Annotated in this window: 13 protein-coding genes; 7 read left to right on the top strand and 6 right to left on the bottom strand. The window is 65.4% G+C overall.

The annotated features are described in order from the left end of the window. Window positions 1-192: 192 nt before the first annotated feature. The 3 genes from B4I46_RS19625 to B4I46_RS19615 all read right to left on the bottom strand — a co-directional run bounded on the left by B4I46_RS19625 (window position 193) and on the right by B4I46_RS19615 (window position 3,756). The gene (locus B4I46_RS19625; protein WP_054914489.1) at window positions 193-1,092 is read right to left on the bottom strand and encodes a proline iminopeptidase-family hydrolase; all 900 of its coding nucleotides are present in this window, start codon (window positions 1,090-1,092) and stop codon (window positions 193-195) included. A 188-nt stretch (window positions 1,093-1,280) separates the two neighbouring features. Next, window positions 1,281-2,357 (bottom strand): hypothetical protein, encoded by a 1,077-nt coding sequence (locus tag B4I46_RS19620; protein ID WP_196932212.1) that lies wholly within the window; start codon window positions 2,355-2,357, stop codon window positions 1,281-1,283. 58 nt (window positions 2,358-2,415) lie between these two features. After that, entirely contained in the window at window positions 2,416-3,756 is a 1,341-nt protein-coding gene (locus tag B4I46_RS19615; protein ID WP_173925049.1) for a diguanylate cyclase, read from the bottom strand. A gap of 259 nt (window positions 3,757-4,015) precedes the next feature. Between B4I46_RS19615 and B4I46_RS19610 the strand changes: the two genes are divergently transcribed. Then, entirely contained in the window at window positions 4,016-4,942 is a 927-nt protein-coding gene (locus B4I46_RS19610; RefSeq protein WP_255000803.1) for a class I SAM-dependent methyltransferase, read from the top strand. A gap of 30 nt (window positions 4,943-4,972) precedes the next feature. On the opposite strand, the gene B4I46_RS19605 is transcribed toward B4I46_RS19610, so the two are convergent. Further along, on the bottom strand, window positions 4,973-5,746 hold the full coding sequence (locus B4I46_RS19605; protein ID WP_043861240.1) for an ABC transporter ATP-binding protein: 774 nt from the start codon (window positions 5,744-5,746) through the stop codon (window positions 4,973-4,975). Between the two features lie 433 nt (window positions 5,747-6,179). Here B4I46_RS19605 and B4I46_RS19600 point away from each other — a divergent pair, with 433 nt between their 5' ends. The 6 genes from B4I46_RS19600 to B4I46_RS19575 all read left to right on the top strand — a co-directional run bounded on the left by B4I46_RS19600 (window position 6,180) and on the right by B4I46_RS19575 (window position 15,963). Continuing rightward, window positions 6,180-6,734, top strand: a complete 555-nt coding sequence (locus B4I46_RS19600) for a phage tail protein (protein ID WP_054914486.1) — start codon at window positions 6,180-6,182, stop codon at window positions 6,732-6,734. A gap of 29 nt (window positions 6,735-6,763) precedes the next feature. Further along, a complete protein-coding gene (locus B4I46_RS19595; RefSeq protein WP_116053949.1) occupies window positions 6,764-7,321 on the top strand; it encodes a phage tail protein in 558 nt (185 codons plus the stop codon). A gap of 35 nt (window positions 7,322-7,356) precedes the next feature. Further along, window positions 7,357-7,896, top strand: coding sequence for a phage tail protein (locus tag B4I46_RS19590; protein WP_043861237.1), 540 nt, complete (start codon window positions 7,357-7,359; stop codon window positions 7,894-7,896). Then, complete coding sequence (locus B4I46_RS19585; protein WP_255000797.1) at window positions 7,889-8,434, top strand: GNAT family N-acetyltransferase; 546 nt, start codon at window positions 7,889-7,891, stop codon at window positions 8,432-8,434. Before B4I46_RS19590 ends, B4I46_RS19585 begins: the two co-directional genes overlap by 8 nt. 123 nt (window positions 8,435-8,557) lie before the next feature. Continuing rightward, a complete protein-coding gene (locus tag B4I46_RS19580) occupies window positions 8,558-13,825 on the top strand; it encodes a putative Ig domain-containing protein (RefSeq protein ID WP_286901415.1) in 5,268 nt (1,755 codons plus the stop codon). A gap of 140 nt (window positions 13,826-13,965) precedes the next feature. Continuing rightward, window positions 13,966-15,963: a peptidase U32 family protein gene (locus B4I46_RS19575; protein ID WP_078480936.1), complete on the top strand. Its 1,998-nt coding sequence runs from the start codon at window positions 13,966-13,968 to the stop codon at window positions 15,961-15,963. A 56-nt stretch (window positions 15,964-16,019) separates the two neighbouring features. On the opposite strand, the gene B4I46_RS19570 is transcribed toward B4I46_RS19575, so the two are convergent. Beyond that, complete coding sequence (locus B4I46_RS19570) at window positions 16,020-17,720, bottom strand: AMP-binding protein (RefSeq protein WP_286901414.1); 1,701 nt, start codon at window positions 17,718-17,720, stop codon at window positions 16,020-16,022. After that, window positions 17,717-17,905 (bottom strand): c-type cytochrome, encoded by a 189-nt coding sequence (locus B4I46_RS19565; RefSeq protein WP_078480933.1) that lies wholly within the window; start codon window positions 17,903-17,905, stop codon window positions 17,717-17,719. The genes B4I46_RS19570 and B4I46_RS19565 overlap by 4 nt, the downstream gene beginning before the upstream one ends. Window positions 17,906-17,940: the final 35 nt, after the last annotated feature.

The raw sequence follows: 17,940 nt of genomic DNA, 5'->3' as shown, positions 1-17,940 counted from the left end.
AGTTTTATCCATGACTTCAAGGGTCGGTACAGCGCGCGCGGGGCTGCGTGCGCTGTACCGGGGCTGCTTCCTGCAAGGGGCAAGTATCAAAGTGGGCCACCAGGCGAACAAGCGACCATTGCGCATGCAATCAGTCGTCGGCGGAATGATCCCCAGCGGTGCCGCCATGGCTGTGCATCGACCCGACGGCATTCAGGTGCGCGGGGTCGCCTTGGCAATGAAGGCGCGCAGGTGCCTGAAGAAGGGTTCGGGGTTTTCGATATGCGGCATGTGGGAGGCCTCGGGTATGCAGCAGAACTCGGCGCCCCTGACCATCGCCGCGAAGGCCCGGCCCGATTCGGGGGTGCCTTCGTCGTGGGCCCCGCACATGAACAGCGTGGGCACCTCGATCGACGCCAGCTTCGGGGTCAGGTCCAGGTCCGCCAGTGTGCCGGTGCCGAAGAACTCGGTGGGGCCCCACATGTAGCCGTACAGTTCGGTCGCGCAATTGTCCATCGTGTCGACCACGATCTGCGGCCAGGGCTGCACGCGGCACAGGTGACGCACATAGAACGCGTTGACCGCCTCCAGGTACTCGGGGCTGGTGAAGTCGCGCTGCGCCTCGCACCGGCGCATCACCGCCTGCAGGTGGTCGGGCAACTGCGCCTTCAATCGCTCGCAGTCCGCCATCCAGCGCTTGGCATCGACCAACGGCCCCGACAGCGCCAGCGAGCACAGCCCGGCCGGCTGCCGGGCCGCATAGTTGATGGCGATGCTGCAGCCCCACGAGCTGGCAAACAGATGCACCTGGCCCAGGCCCAGGTGCTCGCGAACGGCATCTATCTCGTCGGTAAAACGCTCCAGCGTCCAGTTGCGTGTGTCGCCCACCCGCTGCGAGCGTCCGCAATCGAGCTGGTCGTACAGCACCACGCTGCGGTCAGGCACCAGTTCCAGCAGCGGCAGCAGGTAGTCATGGGAGTTGCCGGGGCCGCCATGCAGCACGATCAGCGGCACGGCACCGCTGTTGGCCGAGCGGTTGAGCCGGTACCAGACCTTCCCACCCGGCACATCGATATGGCCGCTTTCATCTGGCACAGCAGCGTAGTCACTCACGAGCACCTCCAACCTTGTGATTTTTATTCTGTTGGCGCACGCCCCCGAACCCGCAAGCCCGGTACTGACGCGGGAACAGGCGGTCGTCGCCCTGCTCGAGTCTTAGGGCACGAAGGGGCTGGCACAAGCGAAAAAAAATGGGCTGGTCCTGAATTTTTTTCCTGACCTGCCGTGGCGCTGCGGCACGCTCAGGGCGGCGGCGCGAACAGCACGGGCCGCGCTGCATCGGCGCCCAGTACACAGGCCACGTCATGCGCGCAACCTGGCACGATGACCATGCGCCTGGGCGTGCGCGGCTTGAGCACGGCCTGTTCATAGGCGGCATACGCCAGCCCTCGCTGCAATCGGAAAGGCCCCTGCAACATGGCCGCGCAGGATTTGTCGAGAATCGGGTAGAACGTGCCCTTGTCGGCACTGCTGTCGAGGGCACCTTCCAGGTAATCGACCTGGGCCGCCGCATAGTGTGCGCGGGCCTGCGCGCCGGTACGCGGCAGATAGCCAGGCAGCGACTGGGTGCCGTACTTCCAGTGGTCATAGGCACAGGCCGGGGACGTCGCGGGCACGTCGAAGCGCCAGGTGCAGCCCCCCGTACCACAGGCCTCCCACGGCACCGTTCGCTCGCCCCGCAGGGGCACGGGGCGAACCGGGTCGAAGTACAGCCAGCTGCCCGGGTCGGCGATCACATAGCGCAGCGCCACACCCGCCGGCGGGTCGGCGGCAAAACCGATGCTGTGCTGGAGCATCTGCGCACCGGCCGAAAATCCCACCAGGGTCACACTGCGCAGGCTCGGCCACTGCCGGGCCAGTTCGCCCAGCAAGGCGTCCAGTGCCGCAAAGGCGCCAAGCGGATGGGCGCCCAGCGAGGGAGCCCCCGCCAGCCAGCCGGCACAGCTCCACAGCGCGTCGCCCGGTTGAGCGCCGGGCGTGTCCGGCATGCTGCAACGCCCGGCCTGCGCCGGCGCCACCTGATACAGCGGCGCCACCACCAGGGTACGCGGCAACCGGCCCGCAGCACGTGCCGCCTGCAAGCCGGCCTCGAAGCTGCGCCCGACATCGCGCGGATGCCCGTGCAGTATCAGCAGTGCCGTCTGCGGGCCGTGGGGGTCGCCGGGCCTTGGCGCGCGCGATGCGTAGTAATGCATCTGGCCTGCACCTGCCGGCAACGCGAAGCTGTGCAGGCACTGCGGGCCGGCCTGGCGCCCGCAGTGGCCGCGCTCGGCGGCGAGCGCGCCACTGGCCGTCAGCCACAGCACTGTCAACCACATAACGCTGCGCCAGAGGCGCCTTGGCGTGTGCATCGTCGCCTCCATCAGGCTTGGCCTGTCACTCCGGCGAGGTCAGTTCCCCGTACGCCACCACCCGGTTCCGGCCGCCCTGCTTGGCCTGGTACATGGCCTGGTCGGCCTGTCGCAGCAGGTGCTGGTAGTCGGGGTGGCCGTTGTAGGTGGCCATGCCGATGCTCACGGTGACCTGGTGCCTGCGGCCTTCGGTCAGTTGCAGCTTTTCCGCTTCGACCTTGCGCCGCAACTTCTGCGCCACCTTCATGGCGTTGGCGCTGTCGATGTCCACCAGGATCATCAGGAACTCCTCGCCCCCCATGCGGAACACGTAGTCCCCCGCGCGGCTGTGGCTGCTGAGGATCTCGGCGATCTGCTGCAGAATCGCGTCGCCGGCTTCGTGACCGAAGTTGTCGTTGATCGACTTGAAGTTGTCGATATCCACCGAGAACACCGAAAACGTCTGCCCGGTCTTCTGCGCGATGGCGATCTCGTTGCCGATCACCACCGGCAGGAACTTGCGGTTGAGCATGCGTGTGAGCACGTCGCGACCGCTTTCCAGCTCGTTGGCAGTGTTGAACAGGTTGTCGAGGTTGAACATCAGGCTCTTGGTCTGGTCGCGAATGTCGCGCAGCAGGCGCATGCGCGTCTCCTGCTCGTGCATCGAGGCAAGAAACATGGGCAGCAACACGTCATCCATGTGACGGATGATCTTCAGGATCTGATCGCTTTCGCTGGTGTTCTGGAAGGCGTAGGCGCCCTTGTGACGGAACCACAGGCCGAAATCAGAGGCCGCGAGCCTGGGCAGGTTCACGCCGTTGGAGCCCATGGCCAGGTCGAACATCAGGCTGTTTTCCCAGTCCAGCAAGGCGCCACGCTGACGCTCGCGCTCGGTGCTGATGTTCTGCAGCACCGAGAACAGCCGGTAGCCTTCCTCGTTGCGCGAGTTGCGGTCATGGGACCGCGAATAGGCGTGGCTCATGATTTCCATGGCCAGGTCCATGGTTTCGCTGGCCAGGCGCAATGCCTGCGCCTCGCTGGCCCACTGCTGTTCGAGAATCAGCTGGAACAGCAACTTCTTCAGGTGCCGCGCACCACTGAGCACCAGGTGCAGCGGCACGTCGATGCGCGCATGCACTTCCCCCACCTGTTTCTGCAGGGCAACCAGCGGCATGCAGTCATCGGTGGGCGACACCGAATAGACCCGCACCAGCCAGGCCTGCATCGAACTGCCCAGGCGGCTCTTGACCTCGTCGTGGGACAGGATCAGCGAAGCATTGGGGTCGGCCAGCATGTGTTCATAGAACCGCGCGGCCAGCATGACCTTGTTGCGCTCGACAAGGCCCTGCAACGATTGGGTCAGCGTGCATGGGTACTGGGAAACCATGCTGTGCCATTCTTTGGCTTGTACTTCCGGGGAAACGCTTGGCATGTGTGGCCTATTTTCAATTCAGCAAGAAGCCTGATGCCTACACGAATCACAAGAGGCTTCGGCACTGGACGAACCAACCGGGTTCGCCCGCCGGGTATTCTATTGCACGCTGCGCGGGAAGTCTTTGAACGCGAGCGCTGCGTACCCGGCTCAATACTTGCGCGGCCCTGCCGATAGCCTGCGCAAGGCATTTTTTCAGAGGAAGCAAGCGTCGATGAACCATAAAGGCATGGCCTTGGCCAGCAAATACTGTCAGGGCCGCGGCCTGGAGATCGGTGCCGCCGCGCATAATGCGTTCTACCTGCCGGACTGCATCAACCTGGCCCCCTGCGATGGCGAGGCATTCCTGTACCCGCAGGACCTGGAAGACTACACGCACTACAAGCAGGAACAGGCCAACTACCACGCCGAGCCCGCCAGGGTCGACGCGCTGGGCGACTTCCTGGATATCCCCTTTGCCGACCAGACCTTCGACTACCTGATCACTTCCCACGTCATCGAGCATGTGCCCAACCTGCTGGCGGCCTACGTGGAGTCATCCCGGGTGGTGAAGGACGGTGGCGTGTTCTTCTGCATCTTCCCCAACCGCAACGCCGAGCCCACCGACCGCATCCGCGCGCTGACCACCCTGGAACAGATGATCGACGCCTACGAAAAGCGCGTCGACATGAGCACGATCGACGCGCACCTGTGGCGTGGCCATCACCTGGTGTTCTCCCTGCAGAGCATGCTGCGGGCCGTCAACCTGATCAACAACGTCGGGCTGGGGCACTGGCTGGTCGAAAGCGTCGAGCAGACCGACTCCAAGGTCGGCAACGGCCATACGGTTGTACTGCGCAAGCAGGTCGGCCTGGCGAACCTGATGATCAAGGATGGCGCCCAGTTGAATCACGAGATCGGCGCGCGCCTGCGGGCCCAGGACCTGACCGGCGCCCTGCACCTGGTGAAGGTGGCGCTGTCGTTCGACTTCTTCAACGCCTATCACCTGTACCTGGCCTTTGCCCTCAGCTGCCAGCTGGACAACGCTCGCGAGGGGCTGGAGTTCCTGCGTCAGGCACTGATCATCGACCCGGAAAACGAAGAGTACCGCCAGCTGTTCGTGCAGTTCACCGGCGGCCCGTTCATCAACCCTGTGCCCTGACCCCGCCGAGCCGGCCGCACGCAGGCCGGTTCAGGCGTGCCAGCAGCGGTACCAGCCATCCTGTTCGCTGATGCGCAGCTGCGTCTGGTACAGCTGCGACAGTGCCGCGCTGGTCAGCACCTCGGCCTTGGGCCCGTCGGCCACGATGCGCCCCTGGCTAAGCAGCACCACACGTTCGATTTCCGGGATGATCTCGTCGATATGGTGGGTGGTGATGATCATGGCGTGCTCCTCGGCGCAGAAGCTGCGCAGCAACCTCAGCATGCCCAGGCTCGCCCCCATGTCCAGGCCGTTGGCCGGCTCGTCGAGAATCAGCGCACTGGGCCGGTGAACCAGCGCGCGGGCCAGCAGCAGGCGGCGCTTCTGCCCGGTGGACAGGCGCTGGAACATGGTGCTTTCGTACCCGGCCATTTCCACCTCGGCCAGCAGCGCACGCGCCTGCGCCAGTTGCTCGTCATCGGGCTGCAGATGGCCATGGGCACCGATGGCGCCGAAAAAGCCCGACGCCACCACATCCAGCGCCTGGGTGTGCGGGGTGTAGTCTTCCTGCAGGTCCTGGGACACGAACCCCAGGCGACTGCGCAGTGCCCACAGGTTGACGGTGTCGCTGCCGAACAGCTTCAGGTGGCTGCCTTCGCGCTCCACCGGGTACAGCTCGCGGGTGATCAGCTTGAGCAGGGTGCTTTTGCCGGCCCCGTTGGGGCCCAGGATGGCGACCTTCTCGCCGGCACCGATGTGCAGGGAGAAACCGTCCAGCACACGGTTGTGCTGCTGGTAGGCGGTGACATTGTGGAAATCGATCATGGCTTGCTCGTCAGTGCGGCACGGAAAAGAACCCGGATCTTTCCACAGCACGCAGCCACTGGCTACAGGGCACGGCCAGGTGCCCATGAATGCCGGGCGCGACGTGTGCCTGGCGCCAGATTACCGACAGCCGCCCCGCGTCAAACAATCGTTTGAAAAAAATCGTCGAAATACCCATTTTCAGTGATGGCAATGCGTCACTACCTCGCCTAGCATCAACCCACCTCCCGAGGGCCGCTTCGCCGGACCCTCTGCCTGTTATCGCAACCATGGAAGGAACGCTCATGAAGAAGCGCAGATGGAAGCTGGAACGGCCACAAGCCGTGATCGATAACCGCCTTACCTAGCTAGTCAGCTCTGCCGTGATTGTCACTCACTTGCCTGCAAGTGGGTTTTTTTTGGTGCCTGAGAAACATGATGGAGGTTTGTTCATATGGAACCTTTCGTGGGTGAAATCCGCCTGTTCCCGTACAACTTCGTGCCCAAGGGTTGGCTGCCGTGCGACGGACGCCTGTTATCCACCCAAACCAACGCTGCACTGTTTTCCTTGCTCGGCACCCAGTTCGGCAGCTCCGGCAACAACCTGTTTGCCCTGCCTGACCTGCGTGGGCGCACCGCGCTGGCCCGGAACAGCACCGGCACCCCTGACCCCGGCCTGAGCAATCATACCCAGGGCCAGTCAGCCGGCACCGAGAAAGAAACACTGCCCGCCGCCGCACTCGCCCAGCATACCCATGAGGTCTATGTATCCGATGCCCTGGGCAACAGCGGGCCGGCCGGTGCGTTCCCGGCCACCAGTGCCAACCTGGCAACCCCACCGGTCGCTTCGCGCAGCACCTACGTCAAGTTCGACAGTAGCAAGCAGCAAGCGCTCAACCCGGCAACGATTCAGCCCACGCCACCCCAACAGCCCCTGGACAACATGCAGCCTTCGCTGGTGCTGCAGTACTGCATCGCCAGTGTTGGCGTTTACCCACCGCGCCCGTGAACACGCTCCTTCACATCAAGGAATGAACCATGTCTGAAGCCTTTATCGGGGAAATCCGTCTGTTCGCAGGCAACTACGAGCCACAGGACTGGGCACTGTGCAATGGCCAGCTGTTGTCGATCCAGCAGAACCAGGTGTTGTTCACGCTGTTGGGCACCACCTATGGCGGTGATGGGGTCAACACCTTCGCCCTGCCCGACCTGCGCGGCCGGGTACCGGTAGGCGCCGGCGCAGGCCCCGGCCTCACGCAGCGCAACCTAGGCCAGGCAATGGGCAGTGCACAGACCTCCATTGGCGTGCAACACATGCCCGCTCACTCGCATACCTTTTACGCCAGCACGCAGTTGGCCGATGCCGCCTCGCCGGTCGACACCCAGGCACCGGCCTCGCGCACGCTCGGGGTGTTCACCGCGCAAAGCTCGACCAAGGGGCTGTACAGCAACGGCGGCACCAACCCCAACGTCACACTGAATTCCGCGGCAGTGTCGGTGGCGCCAGGCGGCGGGCAACCACATGCCAACCTGATGGGCAGCATGGCGCTCAACTACATCATCGCGCTGGCCGGGATCTACCCGTCGCAGCAGTAAGCCCACCCCTCTCTGAATCAAGGAAAGAGCATTCCATGGACGCTTTCTATGGTGAAATCAGGCTTCTGCCCTACAGTTTCGTACCGCAGAATTTTCTTCCCTGCGACGGGCGTTCGTTGTTGATCCAGCAGTACAGCGTGCTGTTTTCGGTGATCGGCAACCGATTCGGCGGCGATGGCAAGACCACATTCATGCTGCCCAATCTCAATGGTCGTGTGGTGATGGGAGCCGGCCAGGGTACCGGGTTGCCAAACGCAGCCTTCGCCAGTACCGCTGGCGCCGACAAGGTAGCGCTCAATTCCTTGAACTACCCGCCACACAACCATGGGTTCACCGCGCGCGATGGTACCGAGCCGGACCAGAGGGTCGACATCCCGAGCACCACCACCTACCTGGCCCAGCCACGCAACATCAACCTGTACAACACTGTGGGCACCACGCAGACGCTGGCCGAAGGCAGCATGACTGACGCCGGCACTGGCAACGGCAACATCGAGCGCAACCTGATGCAACCCTACCTGGCGCTGGCGTACTGCATCTGCGTCGAAGGGGAGTACCCGATCCGCAATGACTAGCCTCGAGCGCCTGGCCCGCCTGTTGCCATCGTCGTTCGATCCCGGCCTGCGCCTGCAGGCCGAGGCGGATGACGGGTTTCTGCGCGCGCTGTTCGTGACGCGCCGCTGGGAAGAGGTGCGTGCCGCACCAGGGTGGACCGACGCGCAGCGGGTCGCGTTTCTGCACGCCCAAGCCGAGCTGCAGCAACGCCACTACGCCCTGCACTATCGCTCGGCCGAATTCCTGTTGCTGGAGCACCAGGGGCAACCGATCGGCAGGTTGTGCCTGCAGGTGGACGCCAGCGAAGTGCGGGTGGTCGATATCGCCTTGCTGCCTGCCTGGCAGGGCAAGGGGCTGGGCAGCACCCTGCTGGCCGCGGTGCTCGCGCTGGCCGACGGCCAGCACACGCGCTGTGCCCTGAGTGTGGAGCCGTTCAACCCGGCGCGCCGGCTGTATGCGCGCCTGGGCTTCGAGGTAGTTGGCGAGCAGGGCTTGTACCTGCAGATGCAACGGCCACTGATGCAGACCTGTGCCGAGGGTGCCCCCATGGAACCCTGACCACGCCGCCGCCGTTACCTCAACGCTGCAAAACCCGCACTGCCAGTCACGGCATACGGGTTGTTCCGATGACTCTTGACCCGCGCCGCAAGCGAGTAATACCGCTACCTGGCAGGAAGCCCCATGAACAGATCCCTGATTGACCTTCGTCACCGCATGGCCCGCAGCATTGCATTGCTGGGCCTGATGCTCGTCTCGCTGCTGCTGTGCGGCCAGGCCAGTGCCGCCCCGACCCTTTCCCCCGCCAGTGGCACCGCCCTGCCGGATGTGGCGGTCAACACACCGATAGACACTTTCACTATCACCGCCACCGGCGGCGCCATCTTCGAGTGGTACGAATGTGACCAGGATGACACCAGCATGCCGACCAACTGCCTGCCGCCCGGTCTGGTTCTGGAAACGTCGCCTGGAAGCGCGACCACCACCCTGCATGGCACCCCCACAGCCATCGGCAACTACGATTTCTGGATTTCGGCCCTTGACAGCAACGATGTCGTGGGCAAGGCCCGTTACACCCTCAAGGTCACAGGCGCAACACCGCCCCTGACCCTGACCGCCGTATCGCCCGGCAGCGGCCCCGCCATCGGCGGCACCTCTGTGACCCTGACCGGCACCAATTTTGTCGGCGTCACCGACGTGACATTCGCTGGTGTGCCCGCTACCAACATCATCGTCGTTTCCCCGACCTCGATAACCGCCACCGTCCCCGCCCACACGGCAGGCCCGGTCAACGTGACGGTCACAACGGCAAGCGGTACGAGCACGCTGACCAATGGTTTCACCTACCTCGCCGTACCGACCCTGACCATCGCTACGCCCAATTCCGGCGCCACCACCGGCGGCAATCAAGTGTTTATCTCAGGCACAGGCCTGACCGGCACCACCAGCCTCACCTTTGGCGGCACACCGGCAAGCAGCTTCACCGTCAACAGTTCGACATCGATCACCGCCATTGCGCCCGCGCATGCCGCCGGGCCCGTCAATGTCGTGGCCACCACGCCGGGGGGCAGTGCCACTTCGGTCAATGCCTATACCTACCTCGCCGTGCCGACCCTGAACACCGTCACCCCCAACTCAGGCCCCATCGGCGGTGGCACCAGCGTGACCCTCACGGGCACCGGCCTGACCGGCGCCAGCAGCGTCACCTTTGGCGGGGTATCGGCAACCGGCTGGACCATCAACAGCCCCACCCAGATCACCGCCACAATCCCGGCCGGCAACGCCGGCGTGGTCAACGTGAGTGTCACCACTGCCGCCGGCTCGGCGTCGTTGACCAATGCCTTCACCTACATTGCACCGCCGGTTGCCGGCCCGGTCAGCGCCTCTGTCGGCCACAACAGCAGCGCGAACCCTGTCACACTCAGCCTCTCGGGGGGCGTCGCCAGCAGCGTGGCCATCAGTACCTCAGCAAGCCACGGCACAGTAACGGCCAGCGGCACCAGCGTCACCTACACACCCACGGTCGGTTATGCAGGCACGGACAGCTTCACCTATACCGCCACCAACAGTGCAGGCACCTCTGCCCCGGCGACCGTGACCGTTACCGTCGGTTCCCCGACCATCAGCATCGCCCCTGCATCACTGCCTGCGGGTACTGCCGGTATCGCCTACAGCACCACCTCGCTGGCTGCCAGCGGGGGTAACGCGCCCTACGCCTTTTCGCTTGCATCTGGAGCCTTGCCCAGCGGCCTGACCCTGGCATCCAACGGCACGCTCAGCGGCACGCCGACCAGCAGCGGCAACTTCAGCTTCACGGCCAAGGTCACCGACGCGTTCAGCTACACCGGCACGCGCAGCTATACACTGACCATCGTTGCCGGCAGCATGGCCATCACCCCGGCGACATTGCCGGCCCCCATTTACAGCAGCAGCTACAGCCAACAGCTCACCGTCAGTGGGGGTGTCGCGCCCTACACCTTCAGCATCAACGGTGGCAGCCTACCGACCGGAATCGCCCTTTCCAGTACCGGTACCCTGACCGGAAGCCCCTCCAAAGCCGGTACTTACACCTTCAGCGTCACGGCGGTCGACAGCTCCAGCAACCTCACCAGCGTCAGTCAGACCTATACCCTCACCATTGCCACGCCCTTCATAGACATCACGCCGATTACCTTGCCCGCAGCTACGGTGGGCACGGGGTACAGCACGTCGATCAGCGCCAGCGGTGGGGTTGCACCCTTCGACTACGGTATCGCCTTCGGCGCGCTGCCTGCAGGAATGAGCCTTACCAGCACAGGCACCCTGAGTGGCACACCAACCACCGCCGGTACGTTCACTTTCGGGGTGCGGGCCAGTGATACCAACAGATTCACCGGAGTGCGTCCCTATTCCTTCGTGGTTGGCCAGCAAGCGCCGGTAGCCGCCAATATCAACCAAACCCTCGCAGCCAACAGCGGCGCCAGCACGATCAGCGCAAGCCTCAGCGGGGGGCCGACCACCAGCCTAGCCGTGGTGACACCCCCTGCACATGGCACCGTCAACATCACCGGGGCCACGGGTTTCACCTATACCCCGACCCCAGGCTATGCCGGCGTCGACAGCTTTACCTATACCGCCACCGGCCCGGGGGGGACTTCGGCGCCTGCCACCGTCAACCTCGCCATCACGCCGCCCACCGTGGTTATCGGCACGACCACACTGGCCAACGCCACCCAGAACGTGCCCTACACGGCCAGTATCAGTGCCAGTGGCGGCACCGCGCCGTACAGCTACACCATCGTTTCGGGCGCCCTGCCGTCCGGCATGACCCTGGCCCCGACCGGCAGCCTGGCCGGTACGCCAACCGCACCCGGCACCACCAGCTTTACCGTCAGGGTGACTGACAGCCAGAATTTCCAGGCAAGCCAGGCGCTGAGCCTGACAGTCGTGGCGCAGGCGCCCGTGGTCGGCAACGTGTCGGCCAGTGTGGCCGCCAACACCAGCAACAACCCGCTGACCCTGAACCTGGGCAGTGCCCCGGTCACCAGCGTGGCCGTGGCCAGCAACCCACAGCACGGTACTGCGCAGGTCAGTGGCACCAGCATCACCTACACCCCGACTGCCGGTTACTCGGGCATTGACAGCTTCACCTACACCGCCACCGGCCCGGGCGGCACCTCGGCACCTGCCACGGTGAACGTTACCGTTACCCCGCCAACCCTGGTGCTAAGCCCAGCGTCAGGCTCGCTGCCGCCAGGCACCGTGGGCACCGCCTACAGCTTCGGCCTGGGTGCCAGCGGCGGGATGGCGCCGTACAGCTATGCCATCGGCGGCAGTCTGCCCAATGGGTTGACACTCAACACCTCGACCGGGGTGATCAGCGGCACGCCGACCGAGGCCGCCAACGCCACGCTGACCGTTACCGCCACCGATGCCAACGGCGCCACCGGCAGCCGTACGCTGAGCCTGACAGTCGTGGCACAGGCGCCCGTGGTCGGCAACGTGTCGGCCAGTGTGGCCGCCAACAGCCGCAACAACCCGCTGACCCTGAGCCTGGGCAGTGCCCCGGTCACAAGCGTGGCCGTGGCCAGCAACCCACAGCACGGTACTGCGCAGGTCAGTGGCACCCGCATCAGCTACACCCCGACTGCCGGTTACTCGGGCATTGACAGCTTCACCTACACCGCCACCGGCCCGGGCGGCACCTCGGCAGCCGCCACGGTGAGCCTCACCATCACCCCACCGACGCTGGTAATGAGCCCGGCCTCCGGCCCACTGCCGCCAGGCACCGTGGGCAGCGCCTACAGCTTCGGCCTGGGTGCCAGCGGCGGGATGGCGCCGTACAGCTACGCCATCGGCGCCGGCAGCCTGCCCAATGGCCTGCAGCTCGACCCGGCGACCGGGGTGATCAGCGGCACGCCGACCGAGGCCGCCAACGCCACGCTGACCGTTACCGCCACCGATGCCAACGGCGCCACCGGCAGCCGCAGCATTACCCTGGCGATCGCCGCCCAGGTGGTCACCGTGGTGTCATCCAGCGAGGCGCTCAGCCCCGGTGCTGTCGCCAGCGTCGACCTTACCCGTGGGGCCACCGGAGGGCCGTTCCTGCGCGCCCGCGTGCTGTCGTTGAGCCCAGCGTCAGCCGGGCATGCCAGCCTGACATCGGTGGCCCCTGCGCGAGCAGCGCGTGCCGCCCTGTCCGGTTTCAACCTGCGCTTCGTGCCTGCCGCTGCCTTTGCCGGCACAGCAGTGGTCACCTTCAGCCTGGAGAGCACCAGCGGTGCCAGCGCGACCGGCACCGTGACCTTCAGCGTGCAGGCACGTCCCGACCCCAGCAAGGACGCCGAAGTGATCGGCCTGCTCAACGCGCAATCGCGCGCAGCGGATCGTTTTGCCAGCACCCAGATGGACAACTTCAACCGGCGCCTGGAGCAACTGCACCGCCCTACCTGTGACCGCAACGCGTTCAACGCCAACGTTCAACATGGCCGCGACAACCTCGGCCTGGGCAGCCTGGGCAAGGCGCTGCGCGACGAGCTCGAAGGCAACGGCAAGGGCAATGACGACGAGGACGCGGACGACACCCGTCGCAAACAGCGCGACACCGCCCGCGCCACCTCCGGCGAGTGCGTCGAAGAGGCCGTGGCCTACTGGACCGATGGCTTCATCAACACCGGTTCCAACCGCGCACGCGGCGCCAAGGACAACAGCTTCGTCACCTACGGACTGAGCGCCGGCGTCGACTATCGCCTGTCGCCAAGGGCCGTGGTGGGCATCGGTTTTGGCTACGGCAACGACCGCGCCGACATCGGCGAGCAGGACACCCGCAGCGAGGCCGACGCCCTGGGCCTGGCGGCGTACCTGAGCGTCAACCCGCTGTCGGAGATCTACATCGATGCACTGCTGGGCTACAACCGCATCCGCTTCGACTCGCGCCGCTACGTCACTGCCGACCCGTCCAACGGCTATGCCCATGGCTCGCGCGACGCCGACCAGCTGTTCGCCTCGCTGACCGCCAGCTACGAGTACCGCGAAGGCGCCCTGTCGCTGGCGCCGTACACACGGCTGAACGCCAGCTTCACCAAGCTGGACGACTTCAGCGAACGGGGCGGCGGTATCTACGGGCTGTCGTACGAACAACAGCGCCAGCGGACCTTCACCTCGTTCCTGGGCGTGCGCAGCGGCTACGACATCCAGACCGGCGCCGGCGTGCTCACGCCGCGGGTCGGGCTGGCGTGGGGTCACAACTTCAGCCACAGCGACGACTACCGCATGCGCTACACCGACCAGACCAACGACGGCGTGCTGTATCGCCTGTCACCCGACCCGATGGACAGCAACTTCGTCGACCTGGACCTGGGCCTGGACTTCAGCCTCAGCCAGAGCTGGCGCCTGGGCTTCTCGTACAAGACCGCGCTGGCCACCGACGAGCGCAACGAGATGTTCCGCATCGGCCTGGACGGGCGCTTCTGACCCCCTGCCCTGGCGCCCCTTTGCCGGCCTCACCGGCGAAGGGGGCTGGTCAATCTGCATGACGCCTGTCGGCAAAGGTGCCGACAGCGCGTTGCGCGGCTACAATGCGCGGCTACCGTGACCAGCCAGACTAAAAAGACATGTCCCTACCCAAGCATCACCTGGAATTGCTCAGCCCCGCCCGCGACGTGGCGATTGCCCGCGAGGCGATCCTGCATGGCGCCGATGCGGTGTACCTGGGTGGCCCGAGCTTCGGTGCCCGCCACAACGCCTGCAACGAGGTGAGCGATATCGCCGGGCTGGTGGAGTTTGCCCACCGCTACCACGCGCGGGTGTTCACCACCATCAACACCATCCTGCACGACAACGAGCTGGAGCCGGCGCGCAAGCTGATCCACCAACTGTACGACGCCGGCGTCGATGCGCTGATCGTGCAGGACCTTGGGGTGATGGAGCTGGACATTCCGCCCATCGAGCTGCACGCCAGCACCCAGACCGACATCCGCACCCTGGCACGGGCCAAATTCCTCGACCAGGCCGGCTTCTCGCAGCTGGTGCTGGCCCGCGAACTGAACCTGCAGGAAATCCGCGCCATCGCCGACGAAACCGACGCGGCCATCGAGTTCTTCATTCATGGCGCGCTGTGCGTGGCGTTCTCCGGGCAGTGCAACATCTCCCACGCCCAGACCGGACGCAGTGCCAACCGTGGCGACTGTTCCCAGGCCTGTCGCCTGCCCTACACCCTCAAGGACGAAAAAGGCGGCGTGATCGCCTACGAGAAGCACCTGCTGTCGATGAAGGACAACAACCAGAGCGCCAACATCCGCGCCCTGGTAGAGGCTGGCGTGCGTTCGTTCAAGATCGAGGGCCGCTACAAGGACATGGGCTACGTGAAGAACATCACCGCCTACTACCGCCAGCGCCTGGACGAAGTGCTCGAAGACCGCACCGACCTGGCCCGCGCCTCCAGCGGCCATACCGCGCACTTCTTCGTGCCCGACCCGGACAAGACCTTCCACCGCGGCAGCACCGACTACTTCGTGAGCGAGCGCAAGATCGACATCGGCGCGTTCGATTCGCCCACCTTCACCGGCCTGCCGGTGGGTGTGGTGGAAAAGGTCGGCAAGCGCGACCTGCAGGTGGTCACCCATGCACCGCTGTCCAACGGCGACGGCCTGAACGTGCTGGTCAAGCGTGAGGTGGTCGGCTTTCGTGCCAACATCGCCGAGGCCAGGGGCGAGTTCGACGAAGACGGCGAAAAGCGCTACCGCTACCGCGTAGAGCCCAACGAGATGCCCAAGGGCCTGCACCAGCTGCGCCCCAACCATCCGCTGAGCCGCAACCTGGACCACAACTGGCAGCAGGCGCTGCAGAAGACGTCGGCCGAACGCCGTATCGGCCTGGGCTGGGTCGCGCAGTTGCGTGAACACGGCCTTGAGCTGACCGCCACCAGCGAGGAAGGCATCAGCGCCAGTGCCACCCTGCCCGGCCCGTTCGGCCCGGCCAACAAGCCGGAGCAGGCGCTGGAGCAACTGCACGACCTGCTCGGCCAGCTGGGCACCACCCAGTACCACGCCACCGGCATTCGCCTGGATGCGCCGCAGGCGTACTTCATTCCCAACTCCCAGCTCAAGGCGCTGCGCCGCGACGTGATCGAGAGCCTCACCGCCGCCCGCGTTGCCGCGCACCCGCGCGGCGGCCGCAAGGCCGAGACGGTGCCGGCGCCGGTATACCCCGAGTCGCACCTGTCGTTCCTGGCCAACGTGTACAACCAGAAGGCCCGCGACTTCTACCACCGCCACGGGGTCAAGCTGATCGATGCGGCCTACGAGGCCCACGAAGAGCCCGGCGAAGTGCCGGTGATGATCACCAAGCACTGCCTGCGCTTCTCGTTCAACCTGTGCCCCAAACAGGCCAAGGGCGTCACCGGCGTGCGCACCAAGGTTGCGCCCATGCAGCTGATTCACGGTGACGAGGTACTGACCCTGAAGTTCGACTGCAAGCCGTGCGAGATGCACGTGATCGGCAAGATGAAGGGGCACATCCTCGACCTGCCGCAACCGGGCAGCGTGAAGCACATCGTGGGCCATATCAGCCCCGAGGACCTGCTCAAGACCGTGCCGCGCGGCACGCACTGAGTGCCGCCCGGGCGGTCATGCGCCCTGCATGACCGCCCGCACCCGGCGGCGCAGGCCTACCCCCTGCCCGCCAGCCGGCCTTGCCTGGCCAGGGTCAGTTCCTCGATGCTGATCTCGCGCATGCGAAACTTCTGCACCTTGCCGGTGACCGTCATGGGGAACTCGTCCACCAGGCGAAAGTGCCGCGGCACCTTGAAGTGGGCGATCTGCGCCCTGGCCCATTCGCGCAGTTCGTCTTCGCTGGCACTGTGTCCGGGGTGGAACTTGACCCAGGCCACGATCTCCTCGCCATAACGGCTGCACGGAATGCCGATCACCTGTACGTCGGCGATGGCCGGGTGGGTGAAGAAGAACTCCTCCAGCTCCCGCGGGTAGATGTTCTCGCCCCCGCGAATGATCATGTCCTTGCTGCGCCCGACGATGCGCACATAGCCCTGCTCGTCCATCACCGCCAGGTCGCCGGTGTGCATCCAGCCCTCGTGGTCGATGCTCGCGGTGGTGGCCTCGGGGTTTTCCCAGTAGCCGAGCATGACACTGTAGCCACGGGTGCACAGCTCGCCGATCTGCCCGCGGGGTACCGTGAGCCCGTCGCTGTCCACCAGCTTGCTCTCCAGGCACGGCTGGGTACGCCCCACGGAGGTGACGCGCAGCTCCAGGTCGTCCTCGGCAGCGGTCTGCAGCGACACCGGGCTGGTCTCGGTCATGCCATAGGCGATCTGCACCTCGCTCATGTGCATCTCGTCGATCACCCGGCGCATCACCTCGATCGGGCAGGTAGCGCCGGCCATGATCCCGGTGCGCAGGCTCGACAGGTCGAATTCATGCCGCTGCGGGTGGTCCAGTTCGGCGATGAACATGGTCGGCACACCGTAGAGCACGGTGGCGCGCTCCTCGGCAACGGCGCGCAGGGTGCTCAGCGGGTCGAAGGCATCCCCGGGGTAGATCATGGTCGAGCCATGGGTCAGGCAGCCCAGGTTGCCCATGACCATGCCGAAGCAGTGGTACAGCGGCACCGGGATCACCAGCCGGTCGTGCTCGGTCAGGCCCAGGCTCTCGCCCACCATGTAGCCGTTGTTGAGGATGTTGTGGTGGCTGAGGGTCGCCCCCTTGGGGAAACCCGTGGTGCCGGAGGTGTACTGGATATTGATGGGGTCGTGCCAGTGCAGGCCGGCCTGGCGCTCGGCCAGGGCCTGCACGGTCACCGCCTCGGCCATGCCTTGCAGGCCCGCCCAGGGCAGAAAGCCTGGGGGTGGTTGCTCGGCCAGGCTCACCACGCCGCGCAGGGCCGGCAGGCGCTGGCAGTTCAGGCTGCCGGGGGCGACGCTGGCCAGCTCCGGCACCAGGCCGAGGAGCATCGCGTGGTAGTCGCTGGTCTTGAACGCGTCGGCGCAGATCACCCAGTTGCAGCCGGACTGCTTGAGCGCGTATTCCAGCTCGCTGCTGCGATAGGCCGGGTTGATGTTGACCAGGATCACGCCGACCTTGGCGCTGGCGAACTGGGTGATGCACCACTGCGCGCAGTTGGGCGCCCAGATGCCCAGGCGATCGCCGCGCTGCAGCCCCAGGGCCAGCAGGGCCCGGGCGTGGCGCTCGACCTCCTCGGCCAGTTGCTGCCAGCTGTAGCGCAGGCCCTGGTGGCGCACCACCAGCGCTTCACGCGCGGCGAACCTGGCCGCCGTGGCGTCGAACGCCGCACCGATGGTCATGGCGAGCAGGTCCTTGTCCTGACGCCCCTGGGTATAGCTCGGTTGATTCATGGTTGCCCCTTGTGCTGGTAGCTGATGCGGCTCAGGGCATCGTTGCCCTCAGGGGTATGGCAGGCCATGCACTTGGCATTGAGAATCGCCTTGCCATCTTCGGCCACGGCGGGGGGCAGAACAGCACAGGCCAGCATGGCCAGCGTGCCGGCAGTCAGGGAATGCCGGAGTCGTGTTGTCTTCAAGGTCGGGCCTCCACGGTATTGTTTTTATAAATCGT

Origin of the sequence: Pseudomonas sp. UBA7500 (assembly GCF_002478435.1) — a bacterium.
Classification (GTDB): domain Bacteria; phylum Pseudomonadota; class Gammaproteobacteria; order Pseudomonadales; family Pseudomonadaceae; genus Aquipseudomonas; species Aquipseudomonas palmensis.
Note: the sequence above shows the minus strand (reverse complement) of the source record. Positions and strands in the feature narration are given on the sequence as shown.